This window comes from Paenibacillus sp. JT22N12 (genome assembly GCF_056269365.1).
Window position 1 is genome coordinate 188,349 of the sequence record NZ_JBWDNU010000001.1, and the last position, 19,315, is coordinate 207,663.

Below are 19,315 nucleotides of genomic sequence, written 5' to 3' on the forward strand. Positions count from 1 at the left end.
CAGATCGAATTTTATACTTTCTTATATGGATATAAAGACCTCCCCATTCAGGAGAGGCCTTCGCAAACTGTTATTGATAGGCGGTTCCGTCGCCTCCGGCTTCTATCGCCGCCTTGGTCTCGGCCAGCTGTTTGTTGATCATTTCATTGACGACCCTAAGCGCCGTCGCGCTGTCCTTGGACTGCTCGAAAATATTCGGCTGGAACACCTGCTGCACCGGCGGGTTAATGAACGTCAGGCCCGGTTTGCGGGGCGCCGGCATCGCGCTTTTCAGAGCGAACAGCGCTTCGGTATGCTTGCTGCTCATCTGCGGAATGTTCTGGGCGAATGCCTGCTGGACCACATCGGAGCTCAGCGGCCCGATAATCGCCTCCTTCGCTCTTTCGGCCTGCACTTCATCGGAGAGCAGGTATTGAATAACCTCGAAGGCAAGCTCCTTGTGCTTGGACTGCTGGGTAATGAAGAGCCCGTTCAGGTTGGGCTGATATTTGGCGCCGGGCGCTTCCGGAAATACGGGCACAGACGCGATGTCGAAGTTCAAATCCGGATTTTCGACCGACCATCTCAGAACGTTCTCCAATACATCGACGGACATGCCCATCTGCCCTTTCGGGAAGTCGCTTGTCGTGGTGAACTGGTTGCCGGGAATCTCATAGAAGCGTCTGATGTTGTTGACGATCTTCAGCCAATTGTCCGAATCCATCGCGCCTTTATCCTCATTGGGATCAAGCGAAGGCTCCGACAGCTGGTTATACATCATATAATGGCTCGGATGCTGCTGAAGCCCTTTATAGGTGATATCCCCGTCCTGGCGGGTCAATTTCTTCGCCAGCTCGTAGGCTTCATCATATGTCATGCCGTCCTTCGGATAGTCCAGACCGTATTTATCGAAAATATCCTTGTTATACGCCAGTACAAAATCGCTCAATTCAAAGGGCAACGAATAAATTTTGCCGTCCGAAGCTGTTTTCACAACCTCCATGCTTGCGGGGTCCAGCTTGCTGATGTCGAAGTTGTACTGCTTGATCAGATCCGACATATCGTATTCCAACTTGAATTTTTTGACCATCCTGGAGGTATTGCGGCGGACCTGCTCGAACACGATATCCGGAATCGTGCCTTTGGCGATCAAATCCTCGTATCTCGTGCCGTCGTTCCAGTGGACATGCTTGAGCGTAATATCCGGGAACTTCTTCTTGATATACTGGCCGATCAGCCGGTCGAAATTCGCTTCGTCTTCATAAACCGGATTTTGTGCGGTATAGAAGAAAAGAGTGTTGTCGTCCGCCTCACCGCCCGTATCATCGGGGGTCGTCGGTGTATTCTCTGTTCCGGGGTTCTCTGCGGTATTGGATTGCTCCGGCGTTCCACCGCCATTATTGCTGCCTGTGCAGCCGGCTATGCTTGTGAGCGTCAAAATAACCAGCAGAGCCGAGATGAACAATTTGTTCATGAACATGGATTCCTCCCTTATAGGATCAATCTGATTTAGAAGCGCTTTCATTACAAAGTGCGTGCCGCGCTCAACTTGGCCGCATCCCCCCTTTAAACATGGATTGAAAAGGCCAAACTCCATTCATTGCGAGCTCCTTACTAAAATTACCACGGAATAAAAGCAGAATTATGGGCTTATATTTTCACCTTTATAGGCGGTTTGCTTCATCTGAGGGCGGCTTATTCAGCGCCCGCCGCCCAATCGATGGCCGCATCGAAAAGCTTCCAGCCCTCGTCGGTATGATAGATAATGTCCTCCGGCGACAGATAGAAAAACACGCGGCGTGCGGGCGCTGCATTCCCGATCATATTCTTCGCACCCGTATCGTAGGCGCAGATGAGCGCTTTCTTGTCGTCATCCGGAGCCGTCGCAATCACCGACACCTCGCCGCCCGGCACCACGAACTGGAAGCTGCCGTCGGATTTGTAGACATCCACGCTGCCGCTAAGCCCGGCTGCCATCGGATGCTTGCCGTCCTTAATCGTAACGGTCCTGCCGATAAATTTGCCGTAGTCGGTATTCTCCTGCGTGCCGGATACGTCGTTATAGCTCATCACCTTCGGAGAAGCATAGATCACGGGAACAGGGGTATTATACAGCTTCGTGCCGATATTGCCGGCGCTGCTGATGGTGGAATTGATATAAACAAGCGAATAATCCTTCGCTTTCTCATCCGTAATCTCCCGGTCGGTCATCTCTGTCACTTCATAGCCAAGCTCCGTCAGATGACCCTTCGTCAGCGTATCTCCGATGGTATCGCTGCCGACATAGATAACCGTTTTCTTCTCCGGCTCATCCGAAGCGGAGTTTGAGCATGCTCCCAATGCCACCGTCATCAACACGGCAGCGAGCATCAGAATCATACGTTTCATTGATTCGATTCCCCCATCCCAATTCAAGATTGACTAGCTTATTCCAGCGTATTTCTGCCCTTGACGCTATTGCGGCGGCGACAGCACGATCTTTCCTTCTTCCAAGGTCACCCGGATCTTGTTCTTGTTCTTCATGCCGATCGCATCGAGATAGGCAGACGGAATTTGCAGACGGCACGCCCTGTCCAATACCGCATATTCAATATGCGACTGCTCCGACTGCTCCGCCCCGGCGCCGCTGCCCAGCTCCTCCAGCTCCTGCGCATAGGATTTGCGCCGGATCATTTCCGAAGACGTCTTGCCGTCGCGGATCGCGATGACGCGGTCCACTTTCCCGGCCAGCAGCGGATCATGGGTGACGATCACGATCGTCAGTCCGAGGCTGCGGCACAGATTCCGGAACAGATCGAGGATCTGATTGGCCATATTGGAATCGACCGAACCCGTCGGTTCGTCGGCAAGCAGCAGCTTCGGATGATTGGCCAGCGCAATGGCGATGGCCACCCGCTGCTGTTCGCCGCCGGAGAGCTGGTTCAGCCGGTTTTTCCGCCGGTGGCTCAGACCGACTGCATCGAGCAGCTCAAGAGCGCGGATCTGCTTTCGCCGTCCCTTCAAGAGAATGGGCAGCTCGACATTCTCCTGCGCGGTCAGGTACGGAATCAAATTCCGGGCGTTGTTCTGCCAGACAAAACCGACGCTTTCCCGCTTATACAGGACCAGCTCATTCTCCGATATTTGCAGCAAATCCTTCCCGTCCACAGTCACCTGTCCGGCGGTGGGGCGGTCCAGCCCCCCAAGCACATTCAGCAGGGTCGATTTGCCGCTTCCGCTGTTGCCGATAATCGCTGTCAGCTCGCCGGCCTCCACATGCAGATCAAGACCCTGCAGGGCCACCACTTCCAAATCGGCCCGCTTGTAAATTTTCACCAGATTTTCACACCGGATCATCTTCAATCCTCCCCCAGTTTGACAGCCTGGTGAATCCGGATGCGGGACACGGTATACCCAAGGATGAATATGCCGATGATCACCATTCCAGTAACAATGGCATACAGCCGCAGCTGATCGCGCGCATCGAAGGTTACTTCAAACGGCAGCACCTGTGTCTTGGGATCGAAGGACATTTCGAACAGCCGCACGAACAAGCGGCTCGTCACATTGCCACTCAGCATCCCCATTCCGATAGCCGCACCCGAAATCAGCAGCTGTTCGACGATCAGCATGCCGATCAGCTGGAAATATGAGATTCCCATCGCCCGCAAAATGCCGAATTGCAGCGTCCGCGAGAGAAGCGAAAGCACCCAATAGAGCAGAAATCCGAGAAACGTAATGACGATCGAAATCATAAAATCAAGCGTCATCACGCCGTTGATGGCAAGCTGGAACGGGTCGTTAAGCTCCTGGATCCGCTCCTGATTGGCATCCCGCAGCGAGAGAATATCATAGCCTTTATCCACAACGTCGTTGTACACGGTTTCGCTTGAAGTCCCCGGCTTCAGCCTCAGCCATACCTCATAGGGCTCAAGCCCAAGACTGTTCTGAATATAGGACAGATTCCCGATGACGAGATTCGGCCTGCCGGACTGGCTGGAATCACCGTCCTCCGCAGCCGTCTGCGTCTGGGCGCCGGCGCCGGGATTCCAGGACGGCCAGTAATCGACGATGCCGTATACGATGAAATCAACGGCTTCCACGCCATACCAGCCAAGTTGAATGAGATCTCCCGGCTTCACGCCGTGCTGCTCCGCCATCGAGCGGGAGATAAGCACGGCAGACGGATCAGAGGCAATCAGATTCAGATACGAGCTGAAGGAATAGTCGAGCAGACCGTCTCTCATCCACCCGGTTTGACCGAATTCATAGGTGTCGATCCCCATCATTTCGACCTTATCCTGTTCCCTACGCTGCGGATTGGCGTCGCCTCGTCCCTTCTCCTGCGTATAATAAGAGACTTCCTTCTTGATAAACACCTTCGCCGCATGCTCCACGCCCGGTATTTGGGTGAAGGGGAGAAAAGAAGGCTCGCTGTACTGCGTCTTTTGCGGCGCCGCAGCGGAAGCGGCGCTTTCTGGCGATCCCCCCTCTCCCCCCTCCTCGTCATCCGTCATCCCGGATAACAGAATGGGAGGCGCGTCGCTCTCCCAACGGATCTGCAGAGCCATATCGGCCCCGGTCCCGTAATTAATTTTATCCGCCACATTTTTGTTGATGGTGCGGTTTGCGCTCGCGCTGAAAATGCCGGTCGCGATTGTAATGATCAGAAATACCATAATAAACTTGAAGGAAGCAGACGTGCGGCCGATCTGGATCAGCGTGTAATACAGCGACGCCGGCCACCACCGCCGGCCGATCAGATAAATCAGCTTGATCAGCCATGGATAAAGCCGCAGCAGCGCAAGGCCAAGCCCCAGCACGAAAAACGCAGGAATGAGAAACAGCAGCGGATCGACGCTCAAATCAGAGGTGTTGATCCCGGATGCAAGCAGACGGCTCAGCCTCGTTTCGTAGCTCTGCAGACCATATAGCGAAATGCCGATCAGTATGATATCAATGAAGTATTTGTGCCAGAACGACGGCTTGTTGGCCTGCGACTGCTGCTGTTTATGCGCCACGATCGAGAAGCGGGTCGCGAGCAGCACCGGAAGCAGTGTCATCAGCAGGGAGACGACCACGGCGAGCGAGGCGTATCCGAACGCCTCCCGATTGACCGAGGCGTCCAGCCTGGCGCGCTGCACGAATTCCAGAAACCCGCTGGATGCCCCCAATACCCGGGTGATCAGGACGCCCAGATACGGTCCAATGAGAAAGGCAATCACCCCGAGCACCAGTCCTTCGGCCGTGTAGCTTAATATGATTTGCGTGCGGCTGGCTCCCCGGCTGCGCAGTACGGCGATCTCCGTCTTCTGCCGGTCCGTTATCAGGTTCGCCACCATGTACAGATAGAAGCCGAGCATCAGAAAAACGGGCACATTCAGCGACCAGAGCAGTATCCTCAGCTTCGCCTGTTTCTCCTTGTACTGATTCAATGTCGTCAAGGCGGGAACATTCTTGGAATAGCTCTCATAATTCCCCGCCATATGGGCGCTTACCGACCGGTTGCCGGCAATGAAATCGTTCATGGACCGCAGGGTCATCTTCGTGTAATCGAGAGCGAAATACCAGTAGCTTGCCTTGATCGCCAGCTTGCCTCCGGCCGTAAATTCCCGGTCGAACAGATCAAGACCGATCAGAAAGCTGCTCTTGTAGCTGCTCGACGTGTTGTACCAGAACAAATCCCCGGCATCCTTCGGTTCGATGACGCCGACCGGCTTCACGCGGATGCTCTGCTTGACCTTGTCATCCCTGATCGTAAAGACATTGCCGAGAACGAGGTTCATCTCGGACAGCGCATCCGGTACGACAAGCGCCTCATATACGCCATCGACGGGCTCATCCTTCGGCATCCGTCCGTCCACAAGCCGGCTGTGGCTCCCGGCATCGCTTATCGCGGTGAAATTTGCCCAGCGCAGCTTGTTGACATCCATTTTCTCGGTGTCGGAGGGCAGGAAGCTGTACACCTCGGTCGACCGTTCGCGAACAAATTGCTGCACAGGTATGCCAAAGCTTGCACCAGCCTTGTCTTTCATATAATCATCGGTAGCCCGATAGCCGGAGCCCTGCTGTGCGCCCGGGCCGCTCGCGGTCAGCCAGTAGGTGCCTGGATACTGCCCGCTGTCCGTCTGCAGATTCCGCAGCTGCTGACTCAGCATCCGCTGCAGAATGGCGCTCGTATAGATCGGCATGCTGCTGGTCAAGGCGACGGATAAGACAAGGCCGAGCAGCAGGCTGAGCTCCAGCCATTTATTGCTGACCATTTTGCGCAGGATCATGATCAATAACGCCATTGCTTCAGCCCCCCAAAATCACCTTCTGCCCTTTCGTCAGGCCTTTTCTGATTTCCACCTGCGTATCGGTTACAATACCTTTCTCCACATCGATCTCTTTGCGGCTTTCCCCTTCCAGCACCTGCACATAATCGCGCTCCATGTAGGAACGGAGGCCAGATCTTGGAATGATCAATATCGCATCCCTGTTTTCCGTGACGATGGTGATGTCCGCCTGGTCGCCGATGTTCACGTCCGATGGCAGCCCCGCCACATCGATGAGAACCGATTTGGCGTTGCGGGCTTCGATCGCTTCATTATCGTTTTTGGGCGCCGTCGACGGGATTTGCACCACTTTTCCCTGATAGGTTTTGTCCTTGATCTTGACGCTGACGTTCATATTGATCTGTACCCCCGCCAAATTGCCGCGGTCCGACGCCTCGTACACAAGCTTCATCTTGCCCGGATCGGAAATCGTCACCAATTTCTTGTAGGCGGTAACCTGTTCACCAAGCTCCATCGGTTCGATATACGTGACAAGACCGCTGACGGTAGATATGAGTCTCGTATTCTGAAGCTGCTTGCGCAGCAGATCCATCTGGATTTGGGCGCTCTTCAGATCAAGTGTAATGGTCCGGACCGACGGATCCTTGGCCCCGTTTGCTGCAATCGCCTGTTCCAGTTCGATCTTGATTTTCTCAATGGCGATTTCCTGGAGCTCCACCTTCGCTTCCAGTTCGTCTGTTTCCGTGGACAGCAGAATATCGCCCGCCTTTACCGTTTTGCCCGAACTGACATTTATTTGCGATAATCTGCCGCCGGACTCCCTGAAGAACAGATAGTCCATTTTGTCCGAAACGAAGGTCGCCACTCCCGTAATTTGTTTGACGATATCGCCTTGCACCACATCCGCCGTTTCGAGATTCTGCTTGACGGGCTTGGCAAGCGGCGGCTTGAGCACCTGTTCTTCGGCCGGAAGCAGCGAACAGCCCGACAGGCACAAGCTAACGACGAACACGCCGAGTACGGCTCGAAGCCGGTTTCCTCTAATCGACAATGCGACCATCCTCCAATGCATAGACATGATCGACGATTTCCATAATGGCTGCGTCATGCGTCGTCATTATAATCGTCATTCCCTCGTGCTTGACCAGATCCGTAAAAACCCTCATGACCTGAAGACCCATTCGGCTGTCGAGCTCCGCCGTCGGTTCATCCGACAGAATAAGCGAAGGCTTATGGGCGATGGCTCTTGCAATGGCGACCCGCTGCTGCTCGCCTCCCGACATTTCGAACGGCCGGTGCTTCATCCGGTCCTTGAGCCCCACCAGTTCAAGCGCCTTGACCGCATAACTCCGGTGGCTGGCGGCGGGAATGCCCGCAATGCGCAGGGCGAACTCCACATTCTCATAGGCGGACATCATCGGCACAAGAGCGAACGATTGGAAAATCAGCCCGATTTTGCTGCGTCGCAGCTTGTTGCGTTTGTGCTCGGACAGCCCGCCGATTTCCGCATCCCCGTAATACACCGCTCCTTCCGTCGGCCGGTCAAGCGCTCCCAATATATTCAGGAGCGTCGTCTTGCCCGAGCCCGACCTTCCTTTGATCGCCACAAGACTCTGCGGCCGGATCGCAAGGCTTGCTCCCTGCAGAACGGTCACCGCACCGGTTCCGTGTCCGAACACCTTGGTAATTCCCTCCGCTCTTACCAGCGGGCCATCATGACGCGGCCCCGCAGCTGTTTTCATTTATCCTCCCCCTGACTGTAAATTTCGTGCCCGCTTGGAATTCCACTTCCTTCCACTGCCCTTCTAATTTATCGCGAAAGCGCTTCCTGCTTGTAGGCGGATTATTTCACCTTTATAGGCGATATTTCTCAACTATGGCTTATTCCACAAGTCCCGTTCTCTCAACGCCTTCAATGAACCAGCGCTGTGCGAACATATACAGCACGATCGGCGGCAGGATCATCAGGAACGTCGTCGCCATGCTGATCGGTTCGGTGAAGATCGAAGGCCCGCTGAGCTCAGCCTGATCCCGGAGCATGGTAGCGATGCGCGAAATCCCCAGGGACAGGGGCGGCGTCTCCACATTGGACAGATACATGCTCGGCAGGTAGAAGTCATTCCACGTCCAGACGAAGGAGAACAGGAATACGACGAGAATGGCCGGCTTGGCCAAGGGCAGCATGACCCTGAGGAATACCTTGTATACGTTTGCCCCGTCGATTCTCGCCGCTTCCTCCAGCTCCTTGGGCTGGGTGGAGAAGAACTGCCGGTAGATGATGACAAACAGCGCTCCCTTAAGCCCCAGTCCGAAAATCGCGGGAACGATAATCGGAATGATCGTGTCCAGGACCCCCGTCACTCTGGCAAAAACCAGATTGGGCAGGACCGTCAGCTGGAGGGGAACGATGAACGTCAGCAGCAGAAAGAAGAACAAGACCGATTTGAAAGGCACTTTAAGCCTGGCAAAGGCATAACCCGCGACCGCGCAGGAGCAGGTCTGCAGCAGCGCCACGGAGCAGGATAGCAGCATGCTCAAGCCCAGCGCCTGCGGATATTTCAGCCACGTCCACGCCTCCTGCAAATTGCCAAGGTAGATGGCATTGGGTATCCAGTTCACCGAGGGATCCAGCAGATCCGACCCGTTCTTGACCATCGTTGTCACCATGTGCAGGACGGGCTTCAAGTAGATATAGGCAGCGTCGATCAGAATGAGATAAATAAACGCTTTGTAAATCAGACCTTTATCCGCTTCTCTGCCGAAAATCAAATAACGGATCCTGGTCAGCCGGTTCAGGAAGGAGGAAGCGTCCGGGCGTTTTGTTCGCAGAGCGATTTTGGCCAATATTTTCTCCATCTTGTCTCACCTCTTCAATTCGTTTTTTTGCAGGCATGTTTATACGGACCGCCGCTGCGACCTGGTTGCTCTGCTGAAGAACAGGAAAATAATAGCCAGAAAGAAGCTGATAATAATGAAGTAAATCCAGATCAGCGCACTGTACTGCCCGTATTCGCTGTCTCGGACCTGCATGATGATCGGGTTGGTGGGAAAAGTGAACAGATCGACGACCGTATAGATCATGTTCAGGAAAATAAACGGCGTCATGGCCGGAAGCGTAATTTTCCAGAATGTCGCCCAGGGACCGGCCCCGTCGATGCGTGCCGCTTCGTAGGCCGAATTGGAGATGGTCTGCCGGCCGCCCAGAAAAATCAGAATCTGGACCCCGGAATACCACAAAATCAGCACGAACGAGCTGAGTATCCACAAGAGCGGAGTCGACCAGGTGGAAGACAGGTTCCCGCTGATCAGACCCGAAACATTGTATTTGGACATAAAGCCGAGACCGCCCTCGCCCTGCGTCAGGAGCTCGCTGACGACCTGCCCCGTCGACAGAATGACAGGAAGAAAGAAAATGGCCCGGAACAGCGAGCGTCCGGCGAATTTCTGGTTCAGCATAATCGCGATCAGCAGTGCAAAAATAACGATGATGGGCACCATGAACAAGGTTTTCTGCAGGAAAGGGATCAAATCGTTATACAGGAGACTGCCGTCCTCCAGCAGTATCGTTTTGTAATTTTTCAGGCCTACGCTGGAGCTTGTGATCCCTGTCGCCACCACCATCACCTTGCGGAAGCTCATATACAGGGAGAAGCCCAGGGGAAAGGCCATAAACAACAGGAACCCGATAAACCAGGGGGCTATAAATATCGTGCCGTCCACATATTCCATCAATGTCGCCTTAAGCTTGATTCTCCGGTTCATCGGCCTGCCGCGCCTCCTTCCATGACAATGAAGTTTTGCGCCGGGACGTCCACATTTCCGCTGCGGAACGGCTCCGTATTATAATTGACGATAATCCGCTTGCCGTTCTCGTAGGTTGTTTCCTTCACGTTCGGCGCAAGCGATCTGTGGCCTACGATGAAGAGGTTCTGCACATCTCCCAGCGCTTCGTTGAACCGCTTGTATTCCTCCGCCGCGACCGATGCCCAGTCGGAAAACTTCGTGCTGTAGAAACGGATGCCGTACGCATTCAGAAAATCGCTTGTTTCCGCATGGGTGAACACATAAGAGGGAACGGAGCCGTATTCGATTTCGCGCAGAAAGCCGTTGATATTCTCGTCGCGGTTATTCGAATAATCGAATGAATAGGTAATCAGGCCATGCGTCGCAATTTGAGCGAAAGGAACCGCCTCATCGGAGAACAGATCATAGGAATAATCCGAGACCATGTTCTGAATATGATGCACGTAAGGCAATGCGTAGAAATTCGAGCTGACTCCCTCAACACCGCCCAAATTCTCTTGAATGGACTTCAAAATATCGGTCTGCACGTCCCTCGCATCGTCCCGGGATGAGCCATATTGGGTGTTGTAGTCGCTGTACAGCTCACTTCCGATCCTGTTGACGACAAGGCCGTCTACACCCAGCTTCTTGTAATCCGCCAGATCATCGTTCATGGATTTCATGGCGAATTTGTCGCTGACGGCAGATATGCTGTCGGTGTTGTAGAGCATGCGGACATCGATATTCTGGCCGGCAAGATTCGCCACGCCCGCGAATTTCTTCTCGAAGCCTCCCGCGCCTGTATTGTTCAAGCCATATTCGGTGTCCAGGAATACCGGAGCCCCAAGGCTGTGGGCGTAGTCGACAAACTTCTTCATCCCGTCGTCGCCGCCGATGGCCGGATCGACCGGCAGCGTCCGTCCAAATTCGCTGTAGCCGCCCGTCTGCCATCCCGAATACGTGACGGACATATTTCCGATCCCTTTGTCATGCAGAGACTTAAGCATCTGCTCCGCTTCGAGCGTGGTGGTTCCTTTAATATAGCGGTTGGTCAAGGTTCCCTTCTCCTGGTCCCCGCCGATAACGGTAACATGGAGCGGTACGCCTGACTTCCCGGCCTCCGTCTTCGCAAGTCCCTTCTCTTCCATTAAATACTGGCGGTATCTTGCGGCCATGCCGACATAATCCGTGCTGCCCTTGCCGAGGATGTAATACCGGACTACGCGGTCGCTTCCAAACAGCTCGTCCTTGTTGAAATCGACAAAGCCCGGATCCTCGGCATTGTTCCTCCTGGTATATTGCAGGAAGCTGGACCGGTAATTCATCTGCGGGGCGATCCAGTTATAGCCGCTGAACACCCCGGCCGGCGACGCCACGATATTGGCATATTCTTCGCCCTCGTGAAGGACGGCGACGAACCCCTTGTCATCCGATTTCATTCCGAAGACGGGCATGGCGACCGGATTCCGGTTGTTGTCCAGTCCGTTATAGACCATATCCGCCCCGTACACGCTCTCGTCATAGACCTTATTGACGTTCAACGTATTGTCTTTGAATTTGATTAGAGCCCCCGTTCCGTCGGGAATGAGCATATAGCCCTCCCGGCCGTCCGTATGGACTGCGCCGAAGAAGGGGAACAGCCGGATCCAGATGAGACCCAGGCGGTCTTCTTTAATGCCCTCCCTTACAATCTTCGTCTGGACGTAATCGCCTTCAATCGTGACCTGCACCGGAATCGCAAAACCCGCCTCAGGCAGCACATACGTGAGCTGGAATCCTCCGGGAATCAACTCGAGATTATCAATCCGGTCGATTCCCGGCGAGAAGCTCATATCCTTCGGATTTACGATCGGCTCCGAGAAGTCCGCATATTGAAGCATGAAAGGTGAAGACAAATGCTGCTTCCACGTGCTCGACACCTTCTCCTCCGACCAATATTCCGGATCGGGGTACGAGTAGTACTCTTCATTGCTTCGCTTGTCCTCCACAATAAAATGTCCGGTAGCCCGGTTCATCTTAAGCCGTAAAACATCCGTCTCCGCCGCCAGCTCGAACCCGTCCTGCTCTGGCAATACGGACGGCTTGGCTTGAGCGGTTCCCGCCGCCGTATCCGTCGGCACCGCCACGGTTGGCGCAGCCAGCCCCCATTCGATCTTGACGCGGGCCGAAGCGTACAGGATGAAGGCCGCAATAAGGACGGCAATGAGGATGGCGAACAAGCTCCGCTTGCCCGACAGCGCTTTAAGCCCCATCATCTTAGCGACACCTCCTGATAAATTTCATAAAGGAATGATATAAAATCGCTTGTCAAGCCAAGCGTAATGAAGAGCAGAATGCCGATTACAATCATCGTAACGAGCGTCAGGAAAATATTGATCAGCGTTTCCCCCACGCTGTAATTGTGGATCCACTGCGTATTCCAGAACATGAGCAGACCGATCCAGATGACCAGACCCTGGGAGATGAAATGATAAATGGACGATTCGGATAAGGTCATCGCATTCGACAGGAAAGCGAGCGGAATGCCGATCAGAATGTAGGGGACGAGCGCATAAGCGCTGCCGATAAAAATATCTCTGAACCGGCCTTCGCCCCGGTAGATCGAGCTGACCAGGTAATTGGCGATGACCCAGGTGATCCATACGATGAAGAATTGGGTGAACACCGTATAGACATTGACGAAAGCCGTGAGTTGAAACGAGAAGCTGGTCACGTATTCGCGGATCAGCAGCGCCGAATAGGTGCCGGCAATGAGAATGGCGGCGCTCCAATAGGTGCCCTTGCCCTCATAGCGGATGGCGGTAAAGCCGTCGACCGGATGGCGCAGGATATAGAAGGCATGCTTGAAATGCGTAATGAGCGGATTGCGCGAGCGTTCCCGGCTGCGCCACTTCGCCCGCAGCCTTCTCGTTACCGGCCATTTTTCCAGCCCAACCATCAGCAGGAAGCCGATCAGGATGACGCTGGCAATCCACGAGAAGTTTTTCTGAAACCACTGCAGGCGCGTTTGCCAGAACGACTCGGAATATCCTTCCTGGTTGCCGACTGCCTTGAATAATTTTCCCGCTTCAACATACTGCTCCTTCTTGAAGGCTGCCTGCGCCAGGCCTTCGATTGCCGGAGGAAATTCGGCATTCATCCGCAGCACTTCCCTCCACAGCTGCTCGCTCTCCGTATAGAAGCCGGACAAGGTCAGCTTGTTCGCTTGAATGACCTTGCTGCCAAATTCCGACATCCGGAATTTCTGAATAATATTTTCCTGGTCATCCAGCACATACAGCTCGTTCCTGGAGTTGAAGTCGAGCGCTGCCGGACTCTTCATGAGCCCGATCTGGGAGGTTCCCGCCGATGACGGCCCGCCCCAGAAATAAAGCAGGTTCCCGTTGCTGTCGTAGTGGCTGATATACTTGAATTGCTGATCGACCACGGCAATATTTCCGTCGCTGTCCACAGCCACGTCAATCAGCTGAGGCGTCTTCAGAGCGGTCGGCGCCAAATCCCGCGTATCAGCCGCACGGAATTCTCCGAACGAGCCCTGGGAGCTGCGAAGCATATTATCCCCGCGCGAATTCAGCTTTTTCAATTGATTGCCCGAAATTGCGCCTCCGGTGACGGTATAGATGAATCCGCTGCCGTCGGTGGCCAGACTGTTGATCGTTTCAGGCCTTTTCTGCACTTCTCTCGCATACATTTCCTCGGTATACAGCCATCGCTTCAAGGCATCCAGGGCAGACAGCACGGTCTGGTTCGTTCCGAAATATCCCTGCAGACTGCCGTCTGGGTCCAACACCAGCAGCCCTTCGTAGCTGCCCTGCGAAGCGACGTACAGAAAACCGCGTTCATCGACGATCAGCTTCACGGGAGTGAATACGAAGGTGTCGGAGATAAAGGGCGAAGAAGGCTTGGCGATCTCCTGGATCATCTTCCCGTTTTTGTCCAGCTTGACGATTCTGCGGTTGCCCGTATCGGCAATGAATATGTCGCCAGCCTCGGTCACAAACACCCCTTCGGGCTTGTTCAGCGGGCTCTCCGGAACTGTGATGTAGCGGATAAGCTTTCCGTCCCTGTCCAGATGGACGATCCGGTTGTTGCCCGTGTCGGCAATAAAGATTTGATCGCCTGAATCGATATAAATGTCCTTGGGATGCTGCATGGACGATACCATCATGACGGACGGGTCCTGCGGATCGGCAAGATACAGATCTTCTCCGATCACATCGATCGGGATGTAGGCTGGCTGCAGCCAGACCAGGTTTCCTGCGCTGTTCTTCGTGAACGTGTCATATTTCACATTGGCGTAAGCCGTTGCCGGCAATAATGCGGCGCTCAGCATGATCAGTATAAGGGCCGACCACAGCCTGCCGCGTTTGTTATTCATGCTTTAGACCTCCGTATACTTCTTGTCACTTGATGCCCGAATGAGCCATGGTGGCAATAACCTTGCTCTGGAAGAGCAGGAATATAATCAAATTCGGCAGGAACATGATCAGCGCCGCCGCTGTCGCCGCTCCCTGTCTGGCCACATTGTTGGCCATGTTGGAGGTCAGCGTCGAAATAAAGAAAGGAAAGGTCTTCATCGTCTCGTCCTGCATGAAGAGGCTGGACGTCTCCGTATTTCCCCAGGCGTCCTGGAAAGCGATGATGCTGATTGTCGCGACTGCCGGCATGCAGATCGGAATGACGATTCTCAGGAAGATGGTAAACTCCCTGGCCCCGTCCATCTTGGCCGAATCGAGCAGCTCGTTCGGGAGCTGGTCGATGAACTGCTTCATGAGGAAGACGCCGACCGGCACCGCCACCATCGGCAGCAGATGGCCGAAATAAGTGTTCATGATCCCCAGTTTGCTGACAACCAGATAGCGCGGAATGGCCACGGTTTCCGGTGCGAACAGGAGGGTGAGCAGAATGGCGCCGAAGACAATCTTATGTCCCGGAAATTTATGCTTGGAAATCGGATAAGCGCACATGGCGCTGACGCCTGTGACGAGAATAACCGTAAGCACAGCTACAAATACGCTGTTGAAGATATATCGCGACATCGGGATAGCCGAATTTTTCGTAATCGCCCACAGCTCGATGAAGTTTTGAAACGAAGGGTTGCGCACCCACAGCGTTGGCGGATAGATGAACAGCTCCTGATAGGGCTTTAGGGCATTATTGAAAATATAGACGAGCGGCATCAGCATGAAAATGCTGAGAAGGACAAGAAGGAACGCCGAAATTTTCTCCGTCGGACTCAGGCGAAAATGCTTCGGGCGTCTCTTCCACAGCCGCAAATTCCAGGCCGCAGCTTGTTTCATCATTCATCCTCCTTGGTGCCGAACAATCTCCAGCAAAATTTGTTGGCCAGGTACATCATGAACAGAAGAAAGACGGATAACGCCGTGGCGTACCCAAGCTCCATGCGGATGAACCCGTAATCGTTAATGTGGTTGACGATCAAATGCCCCGAATACTCCGGCGTCGGATTCATGCCGGACAGCTGTGTGCCGATTCCGCCGGCCTTGAATGTGCCGACAATGGCCATGACCGCGCCGAACAGCATTTGCGGCTTCATGGAAGGAATCGTAATGTACCATATTTCCTCCAGACGGCTTTTAATTCCATCCAGCTTCCCTGCCTCGTACAGCTCGGCATTCACATTCAGGATCCCGGCCAGCATAGCGAGAAATCCGATCCCCATGCTGGACCACAGCGTCACGCCGATCATCGAGGTCATCAGATATTCCTTGCTCGTCACCCACAGCTGCGGCTCGCCGATCAGCCCGAGCTTGAGCAGGAAGCTGTTCAGGTATCCGATGCGGTCCCCGGTCAGCATCGGCTGCCAGACGATCGCCATGGCGACGCCCCCCGTCAGAGACGGGGAGTACATCGCCAGCGCAAACCATTTACGGGATCTGCCCGGCAGGATCGAGATCAGCCAGGCAAGCATAAAGGCGGCTATATAGCCCCCCGGTCCGACGATCACAGAGAACTTGAACGTATTGGGCAGCGCATATTTGATAAAGAGCAAATCCTGCGAAATCATATAGCGGAAATTGTCCCACCCGACAAACCGGGGAGGCTCCAGGGAGTTGAAATACGTAAAGCTGAGCCCGAAGGCTGCCGCGACCGGAATCATGATAAATACGGTGAAGCAGATCATGAACGGCGCAATGAACAAATAGGAGACGCGGTAGGACCACACGGTGGCGAAGAACGTCTTGTTCTTCCGCACCATTTCCTGAACGGCAGTCTGAGAGAGCCCCGCCTTACTTGCTTCCGCCTTTAACATACGGCTCCACTCCTTTCCACGGCTCTGTCACGGCCGGCAAGTTCAAGGAATGGACGGCCTTGCCGCTGCCGTCGATGAACTTGAACTCCGCAAGCTTCCGCGTCATTTCCCGCTCGATCTCCTTGATCGCCGTCTCCAGCGAGCTGCGGGAGTTGATCCCGTCCAGCACCGTCCGGTTCCATGCGTTCTGAAGCTCACGGGCCAAATAATAGGAACCGGGCACATTCGGCACCTCCTTGAACCATCTCCACTGCTCCAGAATGCTGTCGACATCCTCCGGCTTCCAGGGCAGCGACATAAAGGCTTCGATATTGGAAGTATTCCACCGGAAGGTCACGCCGTTGAGCGTTTCGATATCGTTCCCGAACCGCTCCTGAACGGCGGCAGAGGTCCACCATTTCAGGAATTCCCAGCCTTCCTCGGCCTTTTTCGAGTTTTTGAAAATAACGCCGCTCTGCACGCCCCCGCTCATCCAGCGGGTGATGGTGCCATCCTCCTGCTTGACGCCCGGAACCGGCGCTATTCCCCAGAGGCCATTCAATTCCGGTGCTGCCACCATCAATTGAATATAGGTGGTAATATCGGAAATCCCCATAGGCACCGTTCCGCTGCGGAAGCCCTGGAAGAAGCTGGCCAGCGACTGGTCCGCGGCATGGACGTTGTACAAATCCGTCCATTCCTTGAAGCCCTGGAATCCCTTCTGCGACGATAAAGCCGTCTTCAATCCGTCCGGCGTGAAGAATTCGGCGCCGTTCTGGTAGAAGAACGGGGTATAAGGCACCGGAGGCATATTCATGTTGTTTTGCTGCAGCGTAGGCAGCATCTTGTAAACTTCCTCCCATGTGCCGGGAACCTTCAGCCCCAGCCGGTCCAGAATATCCTTGCGGTAATAGAGCATTTCGAAGGTTTGCGTTTCCGGGACGCCGTAATAACCTCGGTTGTAATAGAACGGTATCCACGTACCCGGAGCAAAACGCTCATAAAGCTGATTGAAGTCCGGAAATTGGGCAAGATTGTACAATCCGCCCCGAAGGGCGTATTCGAACGGCAGATCCTGCGACAATCCGAGCGCCACGTCGGGCGCGATTCCGGCGGCGTTCATCAGGACAAGCAGATCGGAATCGGGAAGCAGGTTAACCTTCACCTTGATTCCGGTCTCCGCCGTAAACATTTCATCGGTCAGCTGCTGAATCAGATTGACATAGTCCCTTCCCCGCTGCACCCAGACGTTCAGCACTCCGTCGTCCACGCTGCTCAGCTCCGATTTGGGCTTGAACGTATACAGAAAATCGGAAATGGAACCTTTGAGCTCCTGGAAGAAGGTCGAGGTCATTCTCGGGATCTTCTTGCCTGACGGCACAACATAGATCCGGTCGAGCTGGAGCGGCTGAGCATTGAGCTGCTGCAGATAATCGGCTAGCTTGCCCTCCATATTCACCAGCTTATCCGCTTCGTAAGGAACACGATTGATATTGTCCAGAAGCTCCTTCAAATCCTTCACGACCGTGACGATCCCCTGCGTTACCGCATCGGAACGGCCGTTTACGGCCACAAGGCTCTGCTGGACTCCGGCAAGACGGTCGTACAGCTCCCCGAATTGGCCGACAAACCCTGGCAGGTCGCGTTCGACATTCCAGGTCCGGTTCGCGTCCACAGTGCCGCCGGTCAGCGCCTGGATATCCAATCCCCGTTCCTTCATATCGGATATGATATTCTCCAGCTCGACCAGAAGCGGCTTGAGCGGAGCTTGTGTCACACGCATCGTCAGCGTATTCGTACCTTTGTTCAGCGCAAATTCAAACGGCGCTCCCTCCTCGTCCTCAAGCGTAATGCCCTGCCAGCCGGTCGCATAAGGGAACCGGTAAGCCGCAAGCTCCGAGAACGGCACCTGTCCGTTAACGGAGATGGTCCTGAACGTGGAGCGGTTCGACGAATAGGACTGCTGGGCGCGCATGGCGATTTTGTACATGCCGCTTTCCGGAACATCGAAGGTCCACGTAATCTCCTGATTGCCTGTCGACCAGCGCTCTCCGTTGATAACGTTATAGACCATCTTGCCTCTCTCGTAAGGAGTGGACGAAATATTGTTGTCGTAGGCGAGCGGAATGGAGGAGTCGTTCTTCGAGGACGCCTGTTCCGCTTCTATGACAATGGGATCGCCGGAGGGCGATGCCGGATTCTCGGGCTGTTTGCTTCTGACCGTCTTGTAATCTTCAATTTTGAGCGGCGCATGCAGCTCAATCTTCTCGATTGCCACCGGATCGCTGCCCGAGAGCCGCATAATATGCTTCCCCGCGGACAAATGCCACAGCAGCGGGCTTTCGTAGGAGCCTCCCGAATCCCTCAACGGCTCTGTCTTCCACCCGCTGACATCGATCGACGGCGGACGGATTTCATCGCCGTAGTCATCCTTTTTCGCCGGCATCTGGTCCTGCCATTGCCGGTAGAGCTGCACGGACCTTGACTCCAGATAAGGGCTGACATGATCGAAGGTCAGGCCAAGCGTAATCGGCTTGCGGTATTTTTCACCGATGAACGGATGGTAGGATACATCGATCGCATACAGCCCATCCTGCGCAATGTCTACCTCATATTCGATCCATTCGTCGGACACGGCGCTCCAGATGAGAACATCGTCCTTGTTCTCGAAGGAGCCTGCTGCAACTTTCGCCTGCTCCGATTGTCCCGAATAATCGGTACCCGGTATGGCAATCGTTCCGCTCTGCCCGGCAACGATTCCCTTCTGCTTCCACTGCTCCAGCAGTTCGATATAATACGGCTCCGGGGCATCCGCCGCCGCAAGCGCTGAGCCGATATCCCCAGAAACAGGGTTGGCTCCGGCATCGGACCGGGCAATGTCCGGTTCCGGAGACTCCGCATCCGGATCGCCGGAAGCGGCGGTGTTCTCGCCGGACAGATCCGGCGATCCGGCGTAACCGTCAATGGCTGTGCCGAATAACAGAAGCAGGAACAGCATGATCACGATCCCTGCCCGAAAACGCAACAACGTTTTCAACTTGCA

Annotated in this window: 13 protein-coding genes; all 13 read right to left on the reverse strand. The window is 54.5% G+C overall.

Annotation, left to right across the window (positions count from 1 at the left end; all coding sequences use genetic code 11):
- Window positions 1-70 precede the first annotated feature (70 nt).
- Window positions 71-1,453 carry an ABC transporter substrate-binding protein gene (locus AC0YOA_RS00715; RefSeq protein ID WP_210045956.1) on the reverse strand — a complete coding sequence of 461 codons (1,383 nt, stop codon included), beginning with the start codon at window positions 1,451-1,453 and terminating at the stop codon, window positions 71-73.
- A gap of 221 nt (window positions 1,454-1,674) precedes the next feature.
- Window positions 1,675-2,367: a hypothetical protein gene (locus AC0YOA_RS00720; protein WP_475784970.1), complete on the reverse strand. Its 693-nt coding sequence runs from the start codon at window positions 2,365-2,367 to the stop codon at window positions 1,675-1,677.
- A gap of 66 nt (window positions 2,368-2,433) precedes the next feature.
- On the reverse strand, window positions 2,434-3,315 hold the full coding sequence (locus AC0YOA_RS00725) for an ABC transporter ATP-binding protein (protein WP_475784971.1): 882 nt from the start codon (window positions 3,313-3,315) through the stop codon (window positions 2,434-2,436).
- Window positions 3,316-3,317: 2 nt separating this feature from the next.
- Complete coding sequence (locus AC0YOA_RS00730) at window positions 3,318-6,251, reverse strand: ABC transporter permease (protein ID WP_475784972.1); 2,934 nt, start codon at window positions 6,249-6,251, stop codon at window positions 3,318-3,320.
- Between the two features lie 4 nt (window positions 6,252-6,255).
- A complete protein-coding gene (locus tag AC0YOA_RS00735) occupies window positions 6,256-7,287 on the reverse strand; it encodes an efflux RND transporter periplasmic adaptor subunit (protein WP_475784973.1) in 1,032 nt (343 codons plus the stop codon).
- Window positions 7,277-7,978 carry an ABC transporter ATP-binding protein gene (locus AC0YOA_RS00740; protein WP_475766807.1) on the reverse strand — a complete coding sequence of 234 codons (702 nt, stop codon included), beginning with the start codon at window positions 7,976-7,978 and terminating at the stop codon, window positions 7,277-7,279. The genes AC0YOA_RS00735 and AC0YOA_RS00740 overlap by 11 nt, the downstream gene beginning before the upstream one ends.
- Before the next feature lie 139 nt (window positions 7,979-8,117).
- Window positions 8,118-9,092 carry a carbohydrate ABC transporter permease gene (locus AC0YOA_RS00745; RefSeq protein WP_210045961.1) on the reverse strand — a complete coding sequence of 325 codons (975 nt, stop codon included), beginning with the start codon at window positions 9,090-9,092 and terminating at the stop codon, window positions 8,118-8,120.
- 39 nt (window positions 9,093-9,131) lie between these two features.
- Window positions 9,132-9,998 carry a carbohydrate ABC transporter permease gene (locus AC0YOA_RS00750; protein WP_210045962.1) on the reverse strand — a complete coding sequence of 289 codons (867 nt, stop codon included), beginning with the start codon at window positions 9,996-9,998 and terminating at the stop codon, window positions 9,132-9,134.
- The gene (locus AC0YOA_RS00755) at window positions 9,995-12,274 is read right to left on the reverse strand and encodes a DUF5696 domain-containing protein (protein ID WP_475784974.1); all 2,280 of its coding nucleotides are present in this window, start codon (window positions 12,272-12,274) and stop codon (window positions 9,995-9,997) included. The genes AC0YOA_RS00750 and AC0YOA_RS00755 overlap by 4 nt, the downstream gene beginning before the upstream one ends.
- A complete protein-coding gene (locus AC0YOA_RS00760; RefSeq protein WP_475784975.1) occupies window positions 12,271-14,397 on the reverse strand; it encodes a YIP1 family protein in 2,127 nt (708 codons plus the stop codon). The genes AC0YOA_RS00755 and AC0YOA_RS00760 overlap by 4 nt, the downstream gene beginning before the upstream one ends.
- Window positions 14,398-14,422: 25 nt before the next feature.
- Window positions 14,423-15,322, reverse strand: a complete 900-nt coding sequence (locus tag AC0YOA_RS00765) for a carbohydrate ABC transporter permease (protein WP_475784976.1) — start codon at window positions 15,320-15,322, stop codon at window positions 14,423-14,425.
- Window positions 15,319-16,239 carry a carbohydrate ABC transporter permease gene (locus AC0YOA_RS00770; RefSeq protein ID WP_475767318.1) on the reverse strand — a complete coding sequence of 307 codons (921 nt, stop codon included), beginning with the start codon at window positions 16,237-16,239 and terminating at the stop codon, window positions 15,319-15,321. The genes AC0YOA_RS00765 and AC0YOA_RS00770 overlap by 4 nt, the downstream gene beginning before the upstream one ends.
- A 31-nt stretch (window positions 16,240-16,270) precedes the next feature.
- On the reverse strand, window positions 16,271-19,309 hold the full coding sequence (locus tag AC0YOA_RS00775) for an extracellular solute-binding protein (RefSeq protein WP_475784977.1): 3,039 nt from the start codon (window positions 19,307-19,309) through the stop codon (window positions 16,271-16,273).
- Between the last annotated feature and the right edge of the window lie 6 nt (window positions 19,310-19,315).

Excerpts from the sequence above, each read along its gene's own strand:
- AC0YOA_RS00740 (WP_475766807.1), bottom strand. The coding sequence starts at position 7,978 with ATGAAAACAGCTGCGGGGCCGCGTCATGATGGCCCGCTGGTAAGAGCG.
- AC0YOA_RS00730 (WP_475784972.1), bottom strand. The coding sequence starts at position 6,251 with ATGGCGTTATTGATCATGATCCTGCGCAAAATGGTCAGCAATAAATGG.
- AC0YOA_RS00765 (WP_475784976.1), bottom strand. The coding sequence starts at position 15,322 with ATGATGAAACAAGCTGCGGCCTGGAATTTGCGGCTGTGGAAGAGACGC.
- AC0YOA_RS00720 (WP_475784970.1), bottom strand. The coding sequence starts at position 2,367 with ATGAAACGTATGATTCTGATGCTCGCTGCCGTGTTGATGACGGTGGCA.
- AC0YOA_RS00755 (WP_475784974.1), bottom strand. The coding sequence starts at position 12,274 with ATGATGGGGCTTAAAGCGCTGTCGGGCAAGCGGAGCTTGTTCGCCATC.
- AC0YOA_RS00760 (WP_475784975.1), bottom strand. The coding sequence starts at position 14,397 with ATGAATAACAAACGCGGCAGGCTGTGGTCGGCCCTTATACTGATCATG.
- AC0YOA_RS00750 (WP_210045962.1), bottom strand. The coding sequence starts at position 9,998 with ATGAACCGGAGAATCAAGCTTAAGGCGACATTGATGGAATATGTGGAC.
- AC0YOA_RS00725 (WP_475784971.1), bottom strand. The coding sequence starts at position 3,315 with ATGATCCGGTGTGAAAATCTGGTGAAAATTTACAAGCGGGCCGATTTG.
- AC0YOA_RS00770 (WP_475767318.1), bottom strand. The coding sequence starts at position 16,239 with ATGGTGCGGAAGAACAAGACGTTCTTCGCCACCGTGTGGTCCTACCGC.
- AC0YOA_RS00715 (WP_210045956.1), bottom strand. The coding sequence starts at position 1,453 with ATGAACAAATTGTTCATCTCGGCTCTGCTGGTTATTTTGACGCTCACA.
- AC0YOA_RS00745 (WP_210045961.1), bottom strand. The coding sequence starts at position 9,092 with ATGGAGAAAATATTGGCCAAAATCGCTCTGCGAACAAAACGCCCGGAC.